The organism is Streptomyces sp. NPDC020780 (assembly GCF_044334475.1).
GTDB lineage: Bacteria > Actinomycetota > Actinomycetes > Streptomycetales > Streptomycetaceae > Streptomyces.
Window position 1 is genome coordinate 277,216 of record NZ_JBIRTB010000006.1, and the last position, 18,214, is coordinate 295,429.

Genomic DNA, 18,214 nt, shown 5'->3' on the forward strand with positions numbered 1-18,214 from the left:
CCCCGCCGGCGTGCGGGACGGTGGCCGTCCGCCGGGCGTGGGCAGTGCCCGGGACCTCACGCCGGATTCCTCGCCGGACTACAGTCGGGTCCATGGTTTCCGGTGAGGCGCCGCAGGCGGAGGGAAGCGTCCGGGTCGACGTCTGGATCTGGTCGGTCCGGCTGACGAAGACCCGGTCGCAGGCTGCCGCCGCCTGCCGGGCGGGGCATGTGCGGGTCAACGGCGAGCGGGCCAAGCCCGCCCAGGCGCTGCGCACGGGCGACGAGGTACGCCTCCGGCACGCGGGGCGGGACCGGATCGTCGTCGTCTCGAAGATCGTGAAGAAGCGCGTCGGGCCGCCGGTCGCGGTGGAGTGCTTCGTCGACAACAGCCCGCCTCCGCCGCCGCGTGAGGCAGTGCTCCAGGTCCCGGTCCGCGACCGGGGCACGGGCCGTCCCACCAAGCGGGACCGGCGGGAGATGGAACGCCTCCAGGAGCGGCGGGACAAGCCCGAGCGGCGGGCCAGGCCCTGACGGGCTGATCAGCTCTCGTAGCCCTCCACCTCGTCGGCGGGGCGGACCCGGGCCGCCGACGGGTCCTCGCCGTACTCGGTGAGTGCCCGCCGCTGCCTGAGCAGGTCCCAGCACTGGTCCAGCCGTATCTCCACCTCCCGCAGCCGTGCCCGCTCCTCGGCGGAGAGGCCGTCCACGGTCGAGCGGGAGCGCAGGTCGCGCTCCAGAGAGATCAGTTCGTCGATGCTCTCGAAGATGTCCTGGTCACCCATGAGGCTCTCCCGATTCGGTGTCCTGGTGTTCTGCGGTGATGCGGTGTACGGCCGGCCCGGCAGGTCAGAGGGTGAAGACGGTCTTCCCCCGCGCGCCGCCCGCGCGGTTCTGGAGCAGTGCCTGCGGGGCCTTCTCCAGGGGGAGCTCCATGTCGACGGGCACCATCAGCTCGCCCCGCGCCGCGGCGGCGGCCAGCTCGTCGAGCAGACGGGCCGTGGGGGCGAACCGGAAGTCGACCCAGGCGGCCCCCGTCGGCGCGGCGGCCCCCCGGGTGGTGACGGCGACACCGCCCTCGCGCACCAGGGCGGCATGCGCGGCGAAGGCGGCCGGACCGGTGGAGACCAGGTCGACGAGGGCGTCGGCCCCGTCCGGGTACAGCTCCCGCACCGCCCGCTCCAGCTCCCCGGCGGCGAGGGTCGTGTCGACCGTGGCCGTGGCGCCGAGCGCCTTCATCCGTCTGCCCTCGTCGCCGCGCACCGCCGCGACGACCGCCAGGCCGCGGGCGGCTGCGAGCTGGGTCAGGAAGCTCCCGACGCCGCCCGCCGCACCGACGACCAGCAGGCTCCGGCCGCTGCGTACCGCCGTGCCTCCCAGGATCTGTGCGGCGGCACCGCCCGCCGTCGGGAGCGCCGCCGCGAGCCGGAGCGGCAGCTCGCGCGGGACGAGGGTGACCGGGGAGTCCTGCGGGACGCACACGTACTCGCCGTAGGCCCCGCACCGGCCCGGAGGCCGCACGGGGACCCGGCCGAAGACCGGGTCCCCGACACGGAAACGGTTGTCGCCGGGGCCGATCATGTCCACCCGGCCCGCGAAGTCGGTCCCCACGATCAGGGGGTACGCCGCAGGGGCCGTCCCGTCCGGAGGCCGGCCGGGGGGCTGCGCGTCGAGCGGGTTCAGCGCGGCGTACTCGACCTTGACCCGTACGTCACCCGGCCCGGGGTCCGGCTTCGGCACCTCGACGAGGCACGGCTCCGCGTCGAACGCGCTGACAGCGATGGCTCGCATACGGCCGGCCTCTCGGTCGCCCCCGACTCTCACGCCTCCACTCTCGCCCGGCCCCCGCACCCGCGCATGTCGGACCGCGTACCCTGCCGTGTCCCAGGCACTCACGGTGCGCCCCGGCCGCGCCGCCCTCATCCAGCCGACGCCGTACGTCTCCGGGACGCCAGAGCCCACCCCAGCACCCCGCCGACCACCAGCACCGCCCCGGCCAGGAGCAGGGCCCATACCGTCGTCCGCAGCGAGGCGGTGAGCGCGTCGTACACGGCGGCGGCGGCGTCCCGGCTGCTGCCGGGCACCTGGTCCAGCACCCGCGCGCGGCCCACGGCCACCGCGATGCGCAGGACGACCGCGCCGAGGACGAAGCCGCCCCCGGCCACGGCGGCGGTCCGGAGCCCGGCCCGTACGCCACCCCGTACGACCGTGAGTCCGAGGACCAGCACGAGCAGCACCACCGTGCCGACGGCCGGCCAGACACTGCCGTACCGCAGCCAGTGGAACGAGGTCCGCAGGTCGTCCGCCCGCTCGGCGGACAGGAGGGTGATCGAGATGTGCCGGACCGGGATCTGGTCGGCGAACGGCACCCCGTTGTCCACCAGTTCCCGCTTGACCTCCTGGATGACGGGTGCCAGGTCGATGATCACCGCCTGACCGCTGTTCCCGTGCAGTGCCTCGGTCACCGCCTTGTACGCCGTCCGGTTCGCGGCGTCCCAGGCCCGCTGGAAGGCCTCGGTCGTCGTGAAGGAGCGCGCGGTCCGCCCCAGGAACTCCTCCACGGTGTCCTGGAACGGCCCGACGTCGATGTTCTTCATCGCCTCGTCGGTGATCAGCGTGGCCACGGTGCGCTGCACGTCCGCGTCGGAGGCCAGCGGCGAGACGGCGGCGAGGTACCGGTCGGGGTCGTCGAGCTCCAGGTCGACCCAGGCGGACAGAGCGCTCACCGGCACCAGCACGGCAAGCAGGACGAGCAGTACCGCCGACAGAACCGCTGTGAGATACGTCCGCACAGCCCCAGCCAATCCCCTGGGACGGCCGGGCGCTGCGGGCGGTGGGCCATTCGAGTTGCCGGGCGGTGCGGCCGGGTGTGGTCTGGAGTGACAGAGCGACGGGGGAGAGGGAAGGAGCTGTCCGCCATGGCCACTCACGCAACGATGCCGACGCGTGGACGACGTACGCGTGCACACTCCCCGGCCCGGCACGGACACACCCCGCTCGCCTGGGCGGTGCCCATCACCCTGGGGGTGATCCTCGGCTTCTGGGCCTTCTTCATCCGGCGGGACGGCGGGACGACCACGAGCGGCCAGATCTGGCTCGGCGTCGTCTCCGGGGTGGCCTTCGCCGCGCTCTGCTTCGCCCTCGGCCGGGTGCAGCGGGCGCTGCCCCGAGAGCTGAGCTCCGCGGCGTACGGCGCCCTGTCGGGAGGCGCGATCGGCTTCCTGTACAGCCTGCACGACAACAGCGTCCTGGCGTCGACCACCCTCGGACTCGTGATCGCCGCAGGCGTGACGTGCATGGCGTACTACGTCATCTACACGCACATGGAGTGAGCGCCGGTGCTCCTCAGCTCCCGGACCCCACGAGGCCAGTTCCCGGGCGACCGCGGGACCGCCTTCAGTGGGTTCCCGCGGAGGCGCGGCCGCCGGGAGTCGCGGGGCACGACCCGGTCGTGTCAGTCGTGGACGACCGTGACCGGGCAGGAGGCGTGCTGGGTGACGTGGAGGCTGACCGAGCCCAGCAGGGTCGCCTTGAAGCCGCTGTAACCGCGCGCGCCGACGACCAGCAGGTTCGCGCCCCTGGCCCGCTCCAGCAGGGACAGTGCCGGGTTGCCGATGACGACGATCTTCTCGACCTTCGCCGCGCCCTCGGCGCCCAGGGCCTCCTCCAGCGCCTCGGTGAGGGCCACGCGCGCCACCGCCTGCGGATCGAAGTCCTCCGGCATGCCGGGCATCATGGACGCCCAGCTGGTCGCGGGGTACTCCCAGCTGTTGACCGCCTCGACCGTGTCGCCGGTCAGCTCGCCCTGACGGACTGCCCAGCGCAGCGCCTTGATCGACGCGTCCGAGCCGTCCACACCGACGACGATCCTGCCCATGTCTGCCTCCACCTGGTGTCGAGCATGTGCGACATGCACCTCACGATGCGTCTACTCGTTGCAACTCTAGTCAAACCGGACCTCGGCGTACCGGCCGGGTGCCGGAGCCTCCGCTCAGCCGGCCCGCAGTCCGGCGAGCTGCTCCTCGAAGGGCACGACCGCGTCCTCGCCGTCGTCGAGCGTCGGCTCCCGGCTCGCTCCGGAGACGGTCCGTCCCGTGACCGCGGAGGCGAGCTCGCCGCCCGCGCGCCGGATCCGGGACGGCAGCCCCTCGGTGTACTCGTCGCCGGACGAGCCCCAGTCCTCCGACGCCGCGTACACGGCGGTCGGCAGGACGACCGCCCGCAGGTAGGCGAAGAGGGGGCGCAGGGCGTGTTCCAGGACCAGTGAGTGGCGGGGGGTGCCACCGGTCGCCGCGACGAGGACGGGCTTGCCGGTCAGGGCGGTGGGCTCGACGAGGTCGAAGAACGACTTGAACAGTCCGCTGTACGAGGCGGCGAAGACGGGGGTCACGGCGATCAGCCCGTCCGCCCCGGTGACGGCGTCGATCGCCTCCTTCAGGGCGCGCGGCGGGAAGCCGGTGACCAGGTGGTTGGCGATGTCGACGGCCAGGTCGCGCAGTTCGACGACCTCGACCTCGACCCGGCGGTCCTGGTCGGCGGTCAGCCGCTCACGGGCGGCCCCGGCGAGCCGGTCGGCCAGCAGCCGGGTGGACGAGGGGCTGCTGAGCCCGGCCGCCACGGCCACGATCTTCAGGGGGGCGGTGGTGAGCGCGGTCATCGGAGCTCCTTCGGGGCGGCCTCGGCGGCGGTACGGGCGGCGGTGACCGCCGGGTGGACGGGCGCGTCCGGCACGCCGGCCGGGCGCAGGGCGGCGAACTCCTTGCGCAGCACGGGTACGACCTCCTCGCCCAGGATGTCGAGCTGCTCCAGAACCGTCTTCAGCGGCAGTCCCGCGTGGTCCATCAGGAACAACTGGCGCTGGTAGTCGCCGACGGCGTCCCGGAAGGAGAGGGTCCGCTCGACGACCTCCTGCGGGGAGCCGACGGTCAGCGGGGTCTCCCTGGTGAAGTCCTCCAGCGACGGCCCGTGGCCGTAGACCGGGGCGTTGTCGAAGTAAGGGCGGAACTCCCGTACGGCGTCCTGGGAGTTCTTCCGCATGAACACCTGGCCGCCGAGGCCCACGATGGCCTGCTCGGCGGTGCCGTGGCCGTAGTGGGCGTAGCGCCGACGGTAGAGGTCGACCATCTTCCTCGTGTGTTCCATGGGCCAGAAGATGTTGTTGTGGAAGAAGCCGTCGCCGTAGTAGGCGGCCTGCTCGGCGATCTCCGGGGAGCGGATGGAGCCGTGCCAGACGAACGGCGGTACGCCGTCCAGCGGGCGCGGGGTCGAGGTGAAGGACTGCAGGGGCGAGCGGAACTTGCCCTCCCAGTCGACGACGTCCTCGCGCCACAGCTTGTGCAGGAGCGCGTAGTTCTCGATCGCCAGCGGGATGCCCTGGCGGATGTCCTTGCCGAACCACGGGTAGACCGGACCGGTGTTGCCGCGCCCCATCATCAGGTCCACACGGCCGTCCGCGAGGTGCTGGAGGGTGGCGTAGTCCTCGGCGATCTTCACCGGGTCGTTGGTGGTGATCAGCGTGGTGGAGGTGGAGAGGATCAGCTTCTCGGTGCGGGCGGCGATGTAGCCGAGCGTGGTCGTCGGGGAGGACGGGACGAACGGCGGGTTGTGGTGCTCGCCGGTCGCGAAGACGTCGAGCCCCACCTCCTCCGCCTTCTGCGCGATTGCGAGCGTCGCCTTGATCCGCTCGTTCTCGGTCGGTGTCCGGCCGGTCGTGGGGTCGGTGGTGACGTCCCCGACGGTGAAGATCCCGAACTGCATGGCGCCCGCCTCCAGTTTTAGTTGAACCTTGAACTACCTGGGCACACCCTACAACGGGGTGCCCCGTCTTCCTATTCCGCCCGGCACGGGGGCGTCCGTGGGCTGCGTACTCTGGGGGCGCGCGCCGGCCGAGGCGGCAGGCGAAGGAGGCGGGTCGATGAGCGAGAGCGAACGCTGGAAGGAGCGCGGCGTAGCCCTGCGCGTCTTCGTCTACATCTTCGCGACGCACGTGTTCGCCGGCTTCGTCACGCTGCTGTTCTACGTGGGTGGGCACGCGGACAGGTAGGGACCGCCCTCGATCCTGCCCTGGCGGCCCCCGACCGCCCCTGACCAGGCCTGACCCGGGCGAGAGGCCCTGGCCGTTCCCCTGCCGGGGCGGTCGGCGGGCCCGGGCCCCGATACCCGGGCGCGGTACAGTGGGGCCATGACCTCCGTACCGTGCCGTAGCTGGTGGCGCTCCTCCTAGGAGCGGCCACCTCTTCCGCACGGAACCAGGGCCGTTCGATCTCGGACGGCCCTTCCTGCTGACCCGGTGTCCTTCGGCGGGCCGTCCTCCACGCACACCACCAGCGAGGAGACCCCGTGACCATCACCGACGCCCTTCCCGTCAGCCCCGCCGAGCGCCGCAGCGCCGAGCTGGAACGGCAGCTCGCCGAAGCCCCCGGCCGGTTCCGCGTCCTCACCGGGGACCGGCCCACCGGCGCCCTCCACCTCGGGCACTACTTCGGTACCCTCCACAACCGGGTCCGCCTCCAGGACCTCGGTGTGGACGTCTTCGTGCTCATCGCCGACTACCAGGTGCTCACCGACCGGGACGTCGCCGAGCGGCTCACCGAACACGTCGAGGGACTGCTGCTGGACTATCTGGCCATCGGGCTCGACCCCGCCCGTACGACCGTGTTCAACCACAGCGCGGTCCCGGCCCTCAACCAGCTGATGCTGCCGTTCCTCTCACTCGTCTCCGTCGCCGAGCTCGGCCGCAACCCCACCGTGAAGGACGAGATCGCCCACTCCCGGCAGGCCGCCGTGAGCGGGCTCATGTACACCTACCCGGTGCACCAGGCCGCCGACATCCTGTTCTGCAAGGGCAACCTCGTGCCCGTCGGCCAGGACCAGCTGCCCCACCTGGAGATCACCCGCACGGTCGCCCGGCGCTTCAACGAGCGGTACGCAGCCGTCTTCCCGGAGCCCGACGCGCTGCTCTCCGCCGCACCTCTGCTGCTCGGCACCGACGGCACGAAGATGAGCAAGAGCCGCAACAACTCCGTCGCCCTCGGCGCGAGCGAGGACGAGACCGCACGGCTGATCAAGGGGGCGACCACCGACGCCGATCGGCACATCACCTACGACCCCGAGGCGCGGCCCGGGGTGTCGAGCCTGGTGCTGCTGGCCGCGCTCTGCCTGGACCGGGACCCGCACGCCGTCGCCGACGAGATCGGGAACGGCGGCGCCGCCGTCCTCAAGCGGACGGTGACGGACGCGGTGAACAGCCGGATGGCCCCGATCCGGGCCCGCCGGGCGGAGTACGCGAAGGACCTGGGGTACGTCCGGTCGGTGCTGCGCACCGGCAACGAGCGGGCGAACGCGATCGCGGAGGCGACCCTCGACGAGGTGCGCGACGCGATGGGCGCACCCCGCTGAGGTGGCGGGGCGGGCGGGCAGGCGGGCGCCGGCCGACCGGTCCGGAGGGTGCGGCCGGGCGTCAGCGGGTCAGCGTGCGCTGCCGGCCCAGCAGTTCGGCCAGACCCCGCCGGGTCGCGGCGATGACCACACGGTCCTGCGCCCGCAGGACGTAGCCGGGGTGCAGGTCCCAGACCAGCCCCGCCGGACGGTCCGGGCCGGCGGGGCCGTCCGGGTGCGAGGGGTCGTACGGTGGGGTGGCGGCCAGATCCGGGACGCGGTCGGCCGGCGGGGTGGCGTCCAGGGCCAGGACGCGCCAGTACCCCGGCCGGAACGCCTGCGCGACGGTGCGGCCCTCCAGCTGGGGGTGGCCCGCCACCACGAGGGCGGCGAACAGCATCACCTTGCGCTCGACCGGCACCGCGCCCAGGATCTGCCGGCCCATCATGGCGCCCGCGAACGACGGGGCGGCCAGGTGGGACACGGAACGGGAGCGGGTCAGGGCCTGCGGGTGGGCGGTGCGCAGCGTGCGGTAGACGGCGGTGGCGAACTCGTCGTCGAACAGGCGCAGGGCCACCCGGAGGTCCGGCTTCACCGAGCGGGCGTACAGCGCGGCCTCGAGGTTCGTCGTGTCGGCGCTCGTCAGGGCGAGCAGGGCGCGGGCCCGCTGGATCTTCGCGGCCTCCAGGACGCCCTCCTGGGTGACGTCACCGATGACGGTGGGCACCCGCATGCTGCGGGCCAGCGGGATGCCGCGCGCCTGCGGGTCCTCCTCGACGACGACCACGGGGATGTCCAGCTCGCGCAGCCGTACCAGGACCCTCGTACCGATCTTGCCGAGGCCCAGGAGCACCACGTGGCCGGAGAGCCCGCGCGGCGGCCGGCGCAGGGAGGAGGCGGTGCGCAGCGAGCCGAACGCCTCCAGGACGGCGGCCACCAGCAGGGGCAGCAGGAGGAGCCCGGCCGTTCCGGAGAGCAGCTGGATGATCTGGCGGGAGGAGGAGTCCGTGTCCTCGACCGCCGGGTCGCCCATGGCGAGGAGGTCGAGCAGCGTGAGGTAGGCGGCGTGCAGCGGGCTGTCCCCGGTGGTGATCACCGAGGCGACGGCCAGGGCGACGACGGCCGCCGCGACGCCCGCCGCCGACCAGCGCAGCCGCCGGGAGAAGATGTGGCCGAGCGGGGCGCCCCGGCCGCCCATCCGGGTGGGGGCCCGGTCGGGTCCCGCGTGGCTGATGGCCTCCAGGACCACCGTGCCCCGGCCGGTGGCGGCGGCCACGGTCGCCTCGTCGGGCAGGAGCCGGGGGCCCTCGTCGCCGCTGCTGTCGGAGCCCTCGGCGCCGGCCGGGTTCTGCGTGGTGGAGGAGAGCAGGGCCAGCGTGCACAGGCCCGGGTCGGCGAGCTCGCCCTGCCGGGGCGGGGTGCGCTCGGCGGCACGCAGGAGCAGGCCCTCGGCCTGGATGACCTTGCTGCTTCCGGTCAGGGCGGTGGCGGCCAGGGCGGGTGCGGCGGTGTCGGCGTCGGACAGGACGGTGGTCGAGGCGTCCAGCGCGGCCGTGTCGATACCGGGCATGGCGACGGCGGCGGCCTGGTCGAGCAGGGCCTGGAGGTGCTGGCCGAGCTTGCGGTTGTAGAGCCGGATGACCAGGCGCAGCCGCGGGTTGAGCCGCCGCGCGGTGAGCGCGGCCCGGATGTTGCGTTCGTCGTCGTCGTAGACGAGGGCGAGGGCGGCGGCCCGGTCGACGCCCGCGTCCTCGAGCACGTCGTCGGAGGGCTCGTCCGCCTCCATGATGTGGACGGCCTCGACGCCCGCGTTCGTGTCGTCGTCGCCCGTGCCCCCGCTCGTCCCGTTGCGGTTCATCGCCGCCGACATCCGGCCGAACACCGCTGCGGCGCGGGCACGTTGGGTCAGCGGCAGCTCGGGCCGGGCGGCCTCCCGCCCGGGCGGGAGCAGCAGGGTGACCCGTTCCCCGTACACGTAGCGCAGTTCCACGGCGAGCCGCCGGGCGAGCGCGTCGTCGCCGCACACGACCATGTGGCCGCCTGCGTAGGGGCGTTGGGGCTGATGAGGAAGTGAGGGCACGAAACCCAGCATGCCTTGTCCTGCCTTCGTCAGTCCCGTGGAACCCGGTGGTGGCCGGCGGCGGCCAGGAGCCGGCGGGGGTCGCCCGCCCGCCCGATCGCCGCCTCGACCGCCGCGATCCGGTCCGCGAGCAGACCGAGCGCCGCGACCGCGCGGGTCATGGGGTCACCGTCGGGGCCGCCGAGGGCCTGGCCGCGGACGTACGAGGCGGTGATCTCACCCCAGCGGCGCGCCTGTTCGGGGGTGAGTGTGCCGCGCAGGGCGGCCAGCTTGAGCAGGTTGGACTCGGCGCCGGTGGTGAGGGTCTGCGCCTCGCCCGCGTAGTGGTCGGCGATGACGGCGGCCAGTTCGGCCTCGTTCATGACGGGCACGATCCGCTCCGCGATCTTGTTCATGTTGCGGTAGGAGCCCTGCAGCCGGAACGGCGGCTCGGTGCGCGTGTCGTCCGTCCGGGCCGCCGACGCGATGTACGCCGCGTTCACCGCGAGCACCGTGTCCCGGGCGGTGAGCAGATGGCGCAGGACCGCGAGGATCCGGTCGAGCTCGGCCGGGGTGTACGGATGCTCCGGCCGCTCCGTGCGGGCGGTGGTGCCCGGGCCGGAGGCCATCCGCAGGAGCAGGTCGAGGTCGTTCCGTGAGCGGCCCGCGAGCGGGGCCAGGACCGGGTTGGCGGTGAGGGCGTTCTCCACGAAGCTCAGCGCGAAGACGTCGTCCCGGCCGCTCAGGACCTCGCCGAGATTCCATACGTCGGCCCGGTTGGCGAGCATGTCGGGGACGCGGAACACCTCTCCGGACTCGGTGTACGGATTGCCCGCCATGACCACCGCGAACCGCTTCCCCCGCAGGTCGTAGCTGCGCGCCTCGCCGTCCCGTACGCCTTCCACACGGCGGGTGGCGTCACAGAGGGGGATGAACTTCTGGAGCAGCTCGGGCGAGGTGTGCTGGATGTCGTCCAGGTGGAGGAGGACGTTGTTGCCCGCCTCCAGAGCGAAGTTGATCTTCTCGACCTCCTGCCGGGCGGTCACGCCGGGCGCCTGGGCCGGGTCGAGGGAGGTCACCTCGCGCCCGAGGTTGGGGCCGCTGACCTTGACCAGGACCATGCCGAGCCGGTCGGCGACGTACTCCATGAGCGTGGTCTTGCCGTAACCGGGCGGCGAGACGAGCAGCAGGAGGCCCTGCGAGTCGGTGCGCCGGTCCGCGTCGGCGGTCCCGAGCTGCTTGGCGAGGCTGTCCCCGATGAGCGGGAGGTAGACCTCGTCCAGCAGCCGGTTGCGGACGAACGCGGGCATGACGCGCGGCCGGTGGTCCTCCAGCCGGAGCCGGGTCCGCTCCGCGTCGGCCAGGGCCGTACGCATGCGCTGGTAGGCCCGGAATCCGGGTACGGTCCTCGCCCGGAACTCGGCTGTGCGGGCCAGGAGTTCGTCGAGGCGGACGGTGAGCCGCCCCCGGTCGGTGCGCGGGTGGCCGCCGAGGAGTCCCTCCACCGTCGCGGTGAGCGGGGCGTCGCACGCGTACCGCTCGAGACCGGGGCACAGCTCCACGGCGACGGCCTCCGCCAGGTCGCCGTCGTCCGTCCCCCTGCCGCTCGCCGCCGCGTAGGAGGCGAGCCAGCCCTCCACCAGCTGGCGCCGGGCAGGGAGGTCGTCGCTCAGGGCGGCCAGGTCCTCGTCGTACGCCGACGGGCCCGTGGCCCGGCGGAACGCGTCCAGGAACGCGCGGGCCGCCGTGCTCGTGACGAAGCCGGCCGGCCCGCCGGTCAGCTCCTCGAACAGGTACTCCGCCACCGCGTCCCCCGAGCCCATCGCCGCCGCCCACTCCGCCTGGAGGGCGGCGACGGCGGGGGCGGGACCGAACGTGTCACGGGCCCGCGCCAGCGACACCGCCCGCCGTGACCAGGACGCGCGCAGGCCGTCATCGGCGGTGTGCGCCCAGAAGAGCTGGGCCTCGGCGCGTACGGCGGGCGGGAAGCGCAGCAGGCCGGCGCCCGCGTGCAGCCGCAGGAGCACCGCCAGGACGGCGGTGGCGTCCTCGTCGTGCACCCCCCGCTCGTACCCCTCGTCGTACGCCGCCGCGGCGGCCTCCCGGACGAAAGCGGCCAGGTCCTCCACGCCGCTCAGGGTCTCCGCGCCGTGCTCCTCCAGGAGGCGGGCAGCCAGGTGTTCCGCGCGGGCGACGTCCCGCGACTCGGAGGGCAAAACCTGGTCCCAGTACGGGCGGGTCGCGGCGAACGCCGGGTCGGTGACCGGGGCCCGGTAGTCCGTGCCGGTCAACGCGAACGCGAGCCCGTCGCCGTGCGGGACGAGGGTCAGGTCGAACGGCTGGGTGTTCACCGCGAACCGGTGGCGGCCCAGCCGGATGACCGAGCCGCCGTCCGTGTACAGCTCACCCCGGTCCCGCAGCGCCCGCCCCGCCTCCTGCCGGGCCGCCTTGAGCCGGCCGTCGAGCTCCTCGGCGCGTACCGGGTCACCGAGTTCGCGGAGCTCGTCGGCGGTGCGGCGGACCTTGGCGACCATGGGATCGGAGGCGAAGTAGGTGTGGACCGCGTCCAGGTCCTCCAGGGCGGTCAGCCGCCGGGCGACCGTCTCCAGGACCCGGACGGCGGAGTCCGCGAGCCGCTCCGCGCGCCGGGCGCGGGCGTCCTGGAGCGTCTGCTTGCGGGACGAGAAGGCCTCGTACACCTCGGTGCGGCGCTCGGCCAGCCGGCCCAGGAAGTCGTCGTACTCGGCGAACCGCGACTCCAGGTTCTCCAGCTGGAGCAGCACCCGCGCCAGCTGTTCGTCGCAGGCGCCGGGGGAGTCCGCGACGGCCAGGGCACCGGTGACGGCCTGCCCCAGCAGGGCGAACTCGGCGGCGAACTCGGCCCGGCCCTCGGCGGCGAGCAGCTCCGCACGGCGGGCGTCGAGCGTCGCCCTGGCCCGGTTGGCGCTGCCCAGGACCTCGGCGACGCGCTCCAGGACCGACGTACGGACGGTGGTGTCCGCGATGTCGAGCCCGGCGACGACATCGGTGACGGTCCCCAGACCCTCCGTGATCTCCGCGAGCCGCTCCCGGACCGCCGTGGCACCGGCGGTGGTGGTGAGCGCGCCGGCGTCCTCGGTGAGCCGGGCGAGGTCCTCCCGGTACCCGGTGAAGGCGTCCTCGCGGGCGAGGAAGGCGACGGCCCGCCGGGCGGTGGACGCGAGGTCACGCCCGGCCTGCGCGGACAGGGCGGCGACGCGGTCGGTGTCGGCGTACCGTATCTCGCCCAGCGTGGCCAGGTGGCCCCGTTCACGCCGGAGTTCGGTGAGCCGGCCGACCCACTCGGCGGCGGAGCGCGGGGCCTCACCGCGGATGCGGCGCACCAGGGCGGTGAGCCGGTCCTGTGCCGCGTCCAGGGCGTCGGCGGCCTGCCGGGTCAGCTCCCGCACGGTACCGAATTCGGCCAGCACCGCGTCGGCGGTGGCCCGGAGCTTCGCCAACGGCTCCGCGAGCGCGCCCAGTTCGGGGTCGGTGAGCCAGTGGTAGCGGTCGGCCACGCGGGCGCAGTCCGCGACGAGCCGGCCGTACACGGCGGTCGTCGGCGTCATCTCCCGCGCCCCCTGCGCCAGGGCGAGGCAGTCGGAGATGCCGCGTACCAGGTCGGCGTTGCCGGTCCGGGCCAGCGGTCCCGTTCCGGCGGGTCGGGAGGCTGCGTACGTGTCGGAGACGTACGGGGTCTGCCAGCGCTGCAGCGGGTGGACCCGGCCGGGCCCGTCGTCGCCCTTGAGCAGGACCAGGGTGCCGTCGTCGAGGAGTGCGTGCCCCCGGCCGAGCAGCGGCGTGGTGACCTCCTGGCGGATCAGGTTGTACGGGAGGAGCAGGGTGCGGCTGTCGTCCCTGGACCGGAAGACGTACAGGACGTCCTCGCCGTTGGGGGAGCGGACCGCGCCCTCGAAGACCGGTTCGGTGAGCTCCTCGGCGGTGTCGAAGGTCTTCACGGTCCCGGTGGTGAGGTAGTAGCCACCGGGGAAGACGATGCCCTGGTCCTCGGGGAGCCGGTGGCAGGACGGGCCGACGGCGTCGAGGCGCCGCACGTCCGCGAGCAGCGTGTTGTGGACCAGGTACCGCCAGTGCTCCTCCTTGTACGGGCGCACCCGCAGCAGGATCAGCGGCCCGGCCTCGGCGTACTCGACGTCGGCGTCGGCGAGGGACTGGAGCGGTTCGTCGACGGGCTCCTCGTAGATCCCGTCGGGGGACTCGGTGTCGTCGGTGGTCCTGACGGTGAGGGTGCCGCCCAGGGTGTCCACGTACAGGGTGTCCAGGACGGCGATGTGCGGGTGCCGTCCGGGGACGTACGCCTCGCGTCCGACCGGGATCCACTCGAAGTCGTGCGAGGGCGGGAGCACATGGTCCCGGTCACCCCTGGCGTCCAGGAACGCCCCGGGCGCACCGTCCGGGCCGAGCGCCCAGCGCAGTACGCGGATGTCCTCGGCGGTCTCGCCGGTACGGAACACGGCGAGCAGACGGCCGTTGACGCGGCGCAGCCGGATCAGCCGGGCGTCGCGGTAGTACCGGTGCACCCCCGCGAACTCCCGGGCGAAGGCCTCGTCGCCGAGGAAGCCGCCGTCCACCGGCTCCAGGCAGGGCTCCCGCAGGACGAGTACGTCGCCGACCCCCGCGTCACCGCGTGCTCCGGGCCCGCGCTCGAAGCCGAACAGCAGCTGCCCGCCGACGGCCACCAGGTCACGGGCGACGGAGGCGTGCTCAGTGCGCACCTGCTCGGTGGCGAGGAGCCGCAGCCCGGTGGCCCCGAACTCCGCGGTCCGCCGCGTGTTGAGCGCCTCGGCCCGCCGGACCAGCTCATCGGCCTGCGCACCGAGCCGCCGCCGGAGCACCTCGTAGGCGCCGGCGTCGGCGTCGGCGTGAGCCCCGGGACCGGTCCCGTGGCCGAGTCCGCTCCCCGTCTCGGCACCGGAGTCGGCCTCGGTCCCGGGTCCGGCCTCGGTCCCGGCGTCGGTGTGTGTGCTGTCGCGGTCCATGCGTACGGCTCCCTACGAGATCAACAACCAACAACGCGCGGGTGGGTTGGCGGCCACCGGCCCTCCCCGGACTCCGGGCCGAGCCCAGGCCTTCCCGCTTTCCGGCGGGCGGGGAGGGCGCCGGGTGCAGGGCACCCCCGTCCGTCCGCACGGCCGGGGCGGGGTGAGCGGCCCGCGGCCACGCGACGGCCGTGGTGGCAGGGCGAGCGGCCCGCCTGGGTCCAGGACGGAACCCCACCCCCAGGGGCCTGGGTCGAGGGGCGCGCCCCCGGACGGGATCCGGCGGCCCGGACCCGCATCCGGCCACCGGGACCGGGATCCGGCCGCGAGCTGCCCACCCGGCGCCAGGACGGAAACCCCGCCCCCAGGGGCGCAGCCCCCCGGTCCGGGGATCGGCCCCCCCGCCCCCAGGGGATCGGCCCCCCCCGCCCCCAGGGGATCGGCCCCCCGGTCCGGGGACCGGCCACCCGGACCGTCCGGCACCCGGGGGCGGACGGCCGTCCCCGCTATCCGACGACCGCCCCGTTCCGCACGGCCGCGCCCGAGCCGGAAGCCGTACCCGAGCCCGTACCGATGCCCGAGCCCGTACCCACGCCGGAGCCCGCACCCGGGCCCGAGGCCTCCGCCGGCGCCCCGGACGACGCCGCGCCCGCCCCGCCCGCACCGCCTGCGCCCGCCCCGCCCGTGCCCGCCCCGCCCGTCAGCGAGGACACCGTCATCCCGGCGAGCCCCAGCTTCTCTGCCGCCGCGAGCAGCTGCCCGACCTGCCCCGACGCCGTCCCGGAGGACGCCCGCATCAGCTGCGTGAGCAGCGCCGAGACCGTCAGGTTCCGTACATCCCCCGAGGTGACGGACCCCAGGACCCGGGTCAGGTCCTCCGTGAACGATCCGCTCCCGTCCAGCCACGGCCCGGCCAGCGCCCGCGCGGTCCGCGAGTTGTCCACGAATCCGTCCACGCTCCGCCCCAGCGAGACCGACGAGACGAGGCGGTCGAAGAAGACCGAGTCGCCGCCGACGATGTCGATGTCCGCGTGCTCCAGCCCCGTGGCCAGCACCGTCGCCTGCGCCTCGGCGACCTGCCGCTGGACGTCGAACTCCGCCAGCCGGATCTCCTTCTCCGCGGCCAGCCGCAGCCGGTACTCCTCGTGTCCGCGCGACGCGTCGTCCAGCGCCGCCATCGCCGCGGCCTTCTGCGTGAGGCCCTCGGCCTCCGCCTTCAGCTTCTCGCCGATCACCGCCGCGTCGGCGGTGGCCTGGGCCCGTGTACCTTCCGCGACCGCCAGCGCCTTCAGACGGGAGCCCTCCGCCTCCGCCTTGAGCCGGGCCTCCGTGGCCTGCGCCTCGGCGCGGCCGGCCTTCTCCGTGACGCCCGCCTCCGCCTCGCGGACCCGGACCTCCGCCAGCCCTGCCGCGGCGCTCTCCGCCTGGACGCCCTCCGCCAGCCGCAGCTTCGCCCGCGCGTCCAGGTCGGCGGTCTTCAGACGGGCGTCCGCGAGGGTCAGCTGCTCCGCCGCCCGGTGTGTCGCGGCGGCCTCCGCGGCCTCCGCGGCCTTGATGTCCTTGACCAGCTTCTCCTGCGCCTCGGCCTCGGCCGCGATGATGACGGACCTGCGGGTGCGCTCCGACTCCTCGACGGCCCGCAGGGTCAGGATCGACTCCTCCTGCTCGGCGACCGTACGGTCCACCGCGATCCGCTCCCGGATCACGTCGGCGACCTCGCGGCGCTCCGCCTCGACCTCCTTCGTCGCGGCGATCCGGTTGAGCTCGGTCTCGCGCTCGCGGCCGATGACCTCCAGCAGGCGGTCCTTCTCGATGCGCTCGTTCTCCACCGCGATGACCCGCTCGCGGTTCTTCTGGGCGACGGCGACCTCCCGGGCCTGGTTCTCCCGCTGGATGCCGAGCTGCTCCTCCGTACGGATGAACGCGCTCTGCGAGCCGAGCCGTTCCTCCTCCTGCACCCGGGCGGTGGCCGCCTCCTCCCGGGCCCGCAGGGTCTCGACCTCGCGGCGCTGCTTGATCTCGGCCTCGGCCTGCCGGCGCTCCAGTTCGAGGATGGTCTCGCGGGCGTCGACGTCCTGCCGGGTGATCTCCTTCTGTTCGGTGCGCTGGAACTCGTTGGTCCGCACGTGTTCGATCGCCGTCAGCTCCGTGATCTTCCGTATGCCCTGCGCGTCGAGGATGTTGGCGCCGTCGAGCTGCGCCATCGGCGTCTGCTCCAGGAAGTCGATGGCGGCGTCGTCGAGGTGATAGCCGTTCAGGTCGGTCCCGATGACCCGGATGATCCGGTCCCGGAACTCCTCTCGCTTGGTGTAGAGATCGACGAAGTCGAGCTGCTTGCCCACCGTCTTGAGGGCCTCGGAGAACTTCGCGGCGAAGAAGTCCTGGATCGCCACCTTGTCGCTCGCCCGCTCCGTACCGATGGCCTGGGCGACCTTGATGACGTCCTCGACGGTCTTGTTGACCCGGACGAAGAACGTGATGTGGATGTCTGCCCGGATGTTGTCCTGGCAGATCAGCCCCTCGCGCCCGGTGCGCCGGATCTCGATCGTCTTCACCGAGATGTCCATGGTCTCGGCCTTGTGCAGCACGGGCAGGACGACCGCACCGGTGAAGGTGACGTCGACCTTCTTCGTCTTGGAGATGATCAGCGCTTTGCCCTGCTCGACCTTGCGGAACAGGCGGGTGACGACGAGGACCAGGGCGAGGGTGATGAGCAGGACGACGGCGACGAGCACGCCGACGCCCAGGGAAATGGCATCCATGTCAGTCCTTGGCGGCTGGAGGGGACGGAAGTCCGGAAGGGGCGCGCCGCGTCAGGGCGCGCGGAACCACGGGCCCGGGTGGCCCGGAAGGCGGTACGGCGGTAGGGCGGGGGTCGGCGGCCCGGCCGGTCAGCGGGCCTCGCGTGGCAGGGGTCCCGGGGCGAGCGCCGCGTCGTATGCCGCGATCCAGAAGAACTCGCCCTCGGCGTCGTACGCGTACAGGAGCCCCGTACTGCCCGCCGCGAGCACGTCGCCCGGACCTGGTGGACCCGGTGGCTGCCGCACCTGCACGATCGCGGTCGATCCGTCGGCCGCCACGACCTCCGCCTGCCCGAAGTCGGAGCTGACGGAGCCGGTGCGGACCGTGCAGACCTGCCCCACGAAGTCCTGACGCGAGGGCGGGGGTTCCGCCGGGAAGCAGCGGCGGAAGCGGTGCACGACCATGCGGACGACCCCCAGGGCGATCAGCAGCGCACCCGTCAGTACGAGGACGTGGAGCGCGGCCCGAGCGGTACCGGTGACACCGCTGCGGAGCACGAGGACCGACCCCGTCAGGCTGGTGAACCAGGAGACGAGGACGACCAGCGACACGGACACGGCGACCGGGGCCCCGCCGAGACCGACCGAGTCGGCGTCGAGGTCGGTGTCGAAGGAGTCGGGGCCGGTGACGCCGGCCAGCACCAGCAGCCAGAAGCAGACGACGACGACCAGGGCGGCACCGAAGAGGACGGCCGGGAAGGCCAGTGCTGCGGAAAGGAATTCGGTCATCGGGTCCACCCCCTGCGGCCTCGGGCTTCTGCTTACGGCTCCCGGGGGCGGCGGTCGGGCGGAGGCGTCGGAGGGGCACCGGTGCCGCGGGACCGCGAACGGTCCCGCGGCAACCGGTTCTGCTCCCCCGTGTCCCCCGTCATCCCCCGTTGTTCCCCCGTGTGTTGCTGCCCTGATGGTGTCAGCCGGGGCGCTCCCACGCACTGCCGGGATACGGCAGACTTCATGAGGTCGTCCTGCCGGGTACCGGCA

14 protein-coding genes are annotated in these 18,214 nt (G+C 73.6%); 4 read left to right on the top strand and 10 right to left on the bottom strand.

Annotated elements, in window-relative coordinates:
• Positions 1-92: 92 nt before the first annotated feature.
• Positions 93-512, top strand: coding sequence for an RNA-binding S4 domain-containing protein (locus ACH4VO_RS14050; protein ID WP_360998237.1), 420 nt, complete (start codon positions 93-95; stop codon positions 510-512).
• Positions 513-520: 8 nt separating this feature from the next.
• Here the strand turns inward: ACH4VO_RS14050 and ACH4VO_RS14055 are convergent, their stop codons facing one another.
• From ACH4VO_RS14055 to ACH4VO_RS14065, 3 genes are all read right to left on the bottom strand, one after another.
• Positions 521-763, bottom strand: a complete 243-nt coding sequence (locus tag ACH4VO_RS14055; protein ID WP_360998235.1) for a DUF2630 family protein — start codon at positions 761-763, stop codon at positions 521-523.
• A 64-nt stretch (positions 764-827) separates the two neighbouring features.
• Entirely contained in the window at positions 828-1,769 is a 942-nt protein-coding gene (locus ACH4VO_RS14060; protein ID WP_360998234.1) for an NADP-dependent oxidoreductase, read from the bottom strand.
• Between the two features lie 128 nt (positions 1,770-1,897).
• Entirely contained in the window at positions 1,898-2,770 is an 873-nt protein-coding gene (locus ACH4VO_RS14065; RefSeq protein ID WP_360998232.1) for a hypothetical protein, read from the bottom strand.
• Between the two features lie 126 nt (positions 2,771-2,896).
• Here ACH4VO_RS14065 and ACH4VO_RS14070 point away from each other — a divergent pair, with 126 nt between their 5' ends.
• Positions 2,897-3,310 (top strand): hypothetical protein, encoded by a 414-nt coding sequence (locus ACH4VO_RS14070; RefSeq protein WP_360998230.1) that lies wholly within the window; start codon positions 2,897-2,899, stop codon positions 3,308-3,310.
• Between the two features lie 122 nt (positions 3,311-3,432).
• Here the strand turns inward: ACH4VO_RS14070 and ACH4VO_RS14075 are convergent, their stop codons facing one another.
• The 3 genes from ACH4VO_RS14075 to ACH4VO_RS14085 all read right to left on the bottom strand — a co-directional run bounded on the left by ACH4VO_RS14075 (position 3,433) and on the right by ACH4VO_RS14085 (position 5,735).
• Positions 3,433-3,855 carry a universal stress protein gene (locus ACH4VO_RS14075; protein WP_360998228.1) on the bottom strand — a complete coding sequence of 141 codons (423 nt, stop codon included), beginning with the start codon at positions 3,853-3,855 and terminating at the stop codon, positions 3,433-3,435.
• A gap of 114 nt (positions 3,856-3,969) precedes the next feature.
• A complete protein-coding gene (locus ACH4VO_RS14080) occupies positions 3,970-4,635 on the bottom strand; it encodes an FMN reductase (RefSeq protein WP_360998226.1) in 666 nt (221 codons plus the stop codon).
• Positions 4,632-5,735, bottom strand: a complete 1,104-nt coding sequence (locus ACH4VO_RS14085; protein ID WP_360998225.1) for an LLM class flavin-dependent oxidoreductase — start codon at positions 5,733-5,735, stop codon at positions 4,632-4,634. Before ACH4VO_RS14085 ends, ACH4VO_RS14080 begins: the two co-directional genes overlap by 4 nt.
• 157 nt (positions 5,736-5,892) lie before the next feature.
• On the opposite strand from ACH4VO_RS14085, the gene ACH4VO_RS14090 reads away from it, so the two are divergent.
• Positions 5,893-6,021: a DUF6126 family protein gene (locus ACH4VO_RS14090; RefSeq protein ID WP_360998223.1), complete on the top strand. Its 129-nt coding sequence runs from the start codon at positions 5,893-5,895 to the stop codon at positions 6,019-6,021.
• 296 nt (positions 6,022-6,317) lie between these two features.
• Positions 6,318-7,376, top strand: coding sequence for a tryptophan--tRNA ligase (gene trpS / locus ACH4VO_RS14095; protein WP_360998221.1), 1,059 nt, complete (start codon positions 6,318-6,320; stop codon positions 7,374-7,376).
• A gap of 61 nt (positions 7,377-7,437) precedes the next feature.
• On the opposite strand, the gene ACH4VO_RS14100 is transcribed toward trpS, so the two are convergent.
• The 4 genes from ACH4VO_RS14100 to ACH4VO_RS14115 all read right to left on the bottom strand — a co-directional run bounded on the left by ACH4VO_RS14100 (position 7,438) and on the right by ACH4VO_RS14115 (position 17,962).
• The gene (locus ACH4VO_RS14100; protein ID WP_360998219.1) at positions 7,438-9,447 is read right to left on the bottom strand and encodes an NAD-binding protein; all 2,010 of its coding nucleotides are present in this window, start codon (positions 9,445-9,447) and stop codon (positions 7,438-7,440) included.
• Between the two features lie 17 nt (positions 9,448-9,464).
• Positions 9,465-14,432, bottom strand: coding sequence for a DNA repair ATPase (locus ACH4VO_RS14105; protein ID WP_360998218.1), 4,968 nt, complete (start codon positions 14,430-14,432; stop codon positions 9,465-9,467).
• A 506-nt stretch (positions 14,433-14,938) separates the two neighbouring features.
• Positions 14,939-17,194: a flotillin family protein gene (locus ACH4VO_RS14110; protein WP_360998216.1), complete on the bottom strand. Its 2,256-nt coding sequence runs from the start codon at positions 17,192-17,194 to the stop codon at positions 14,939-14,941.
• A 129-nt stretch (positions 17,195-17,323) separates the two neighbouring features.
• Positions 17,324-17,962 (bottom strand): hypothetical protein, encoded by a 639-nt coding sequence (locus tag ACH4VO_RS14115; RefSeq protein WP_360998214.1) that lies wholly within the window; start codon positions 17,960-17,962, stop codon positions 17,324-17,326.
• Positions 17,963-18,214 lie beyond the last annotated feature (252 nt).

What these genes read in the sequence shown, in the direction of transcription:
- ACH4VO_RS14050 (WP_360998237.1), top strand. Translation starts at nt 93, where the DNA reads ATGGTTTCCGGTGAGGCGCCGCAGGCGGAGGGAAGCGTCCGGGTCGAC.
- ACH4VO_RS14055 (WP_360998235.1), bottom strand. Translation starts at nt 763, where the DNA reads ATGGGTGACCAGGACATCTTCGAGAGCATCGACGAACTGATCTCTCTG.
- ACH4VO_RS14060 (WP_360998234.1), bottom strand. Translation starts at nt 1,769, where the DNA reads ATGCGAGCCATCGCTGTCAGCGCGTTCGACGCGGAGCCGTGCCTCGTC.
- ACH4VO_RS14070 (WP_360998230.1), top strand. Translation starts at nt 2,897, where the DNA reads ATGGCCACTCACGCAACGATGCCGACGCGTGGACGACGTACGCGTGCA.
- ACH4VO_RS14075 (WP_360998228.1), bottom strand. Translation starts at nt 3,855, where the DNA reads ATGGGCAGGATCGTCGTCGGTGTGGACGGCTCGGACGCGTCGATCAAG.
- ACH4VO_RS14080 (WP_360998226.1), bottom strand. Translation starts at nt 4,635, where the DNA reads ATGACCGCGCTCACCACCGCCCCCCTGAAGATCGTGGCCGTGGCGGCC.
- ACH4VO_RS14085 (WP_360998225.1), bottom strand. Translation starts at nt 5,735, where the DNA reads ATGCAGTTCGGGATCTTCACCGTCGGGGACGTCACCACCGACCCCACG.
- ACH4VO_RS14090 (WP_360998223.1), top strand. Translation starts at nt 5,893, where the DNA reads ATGAGCGAGAGCGAACGCTGGAAGGAGCGCGGCGTAGCCCTGCGCGTC.
- ACH4VO_RS14100 (WP_360998219.1), bottom strand. Translation starts at nt 9,447, where the DNA reads ATGCTGGGTTTCGTGCCCTCACTTCCTCATCAGCCCCAACGCCCCTAC.
- ACH4VO_RS14105 (WP_360998218.1), bottom strand. Translation starts at nt 14,432, where the DNA reads ATGGACCGCGACAGCACACACACCGACGCCGGGACCGAGGCCGGACCC.
- ACH4VO_RS14110 (WP_360998216.1), bottom strand. Translation starts at nt 17,194, where the DNA reads ATGGATGCCATTTCCCTGGGCGTCGGCGTGCTCGTCGCCGTCGTCCTG.
- ACH4VO_RS14115 (WP_360998214.1), bottom strand. Translation starts at nt 17,962, where the DNA reads ATGACCGAATTCCTTTCCGCAGCACTGGCCTTCCCGGCCGTCCTCTTC.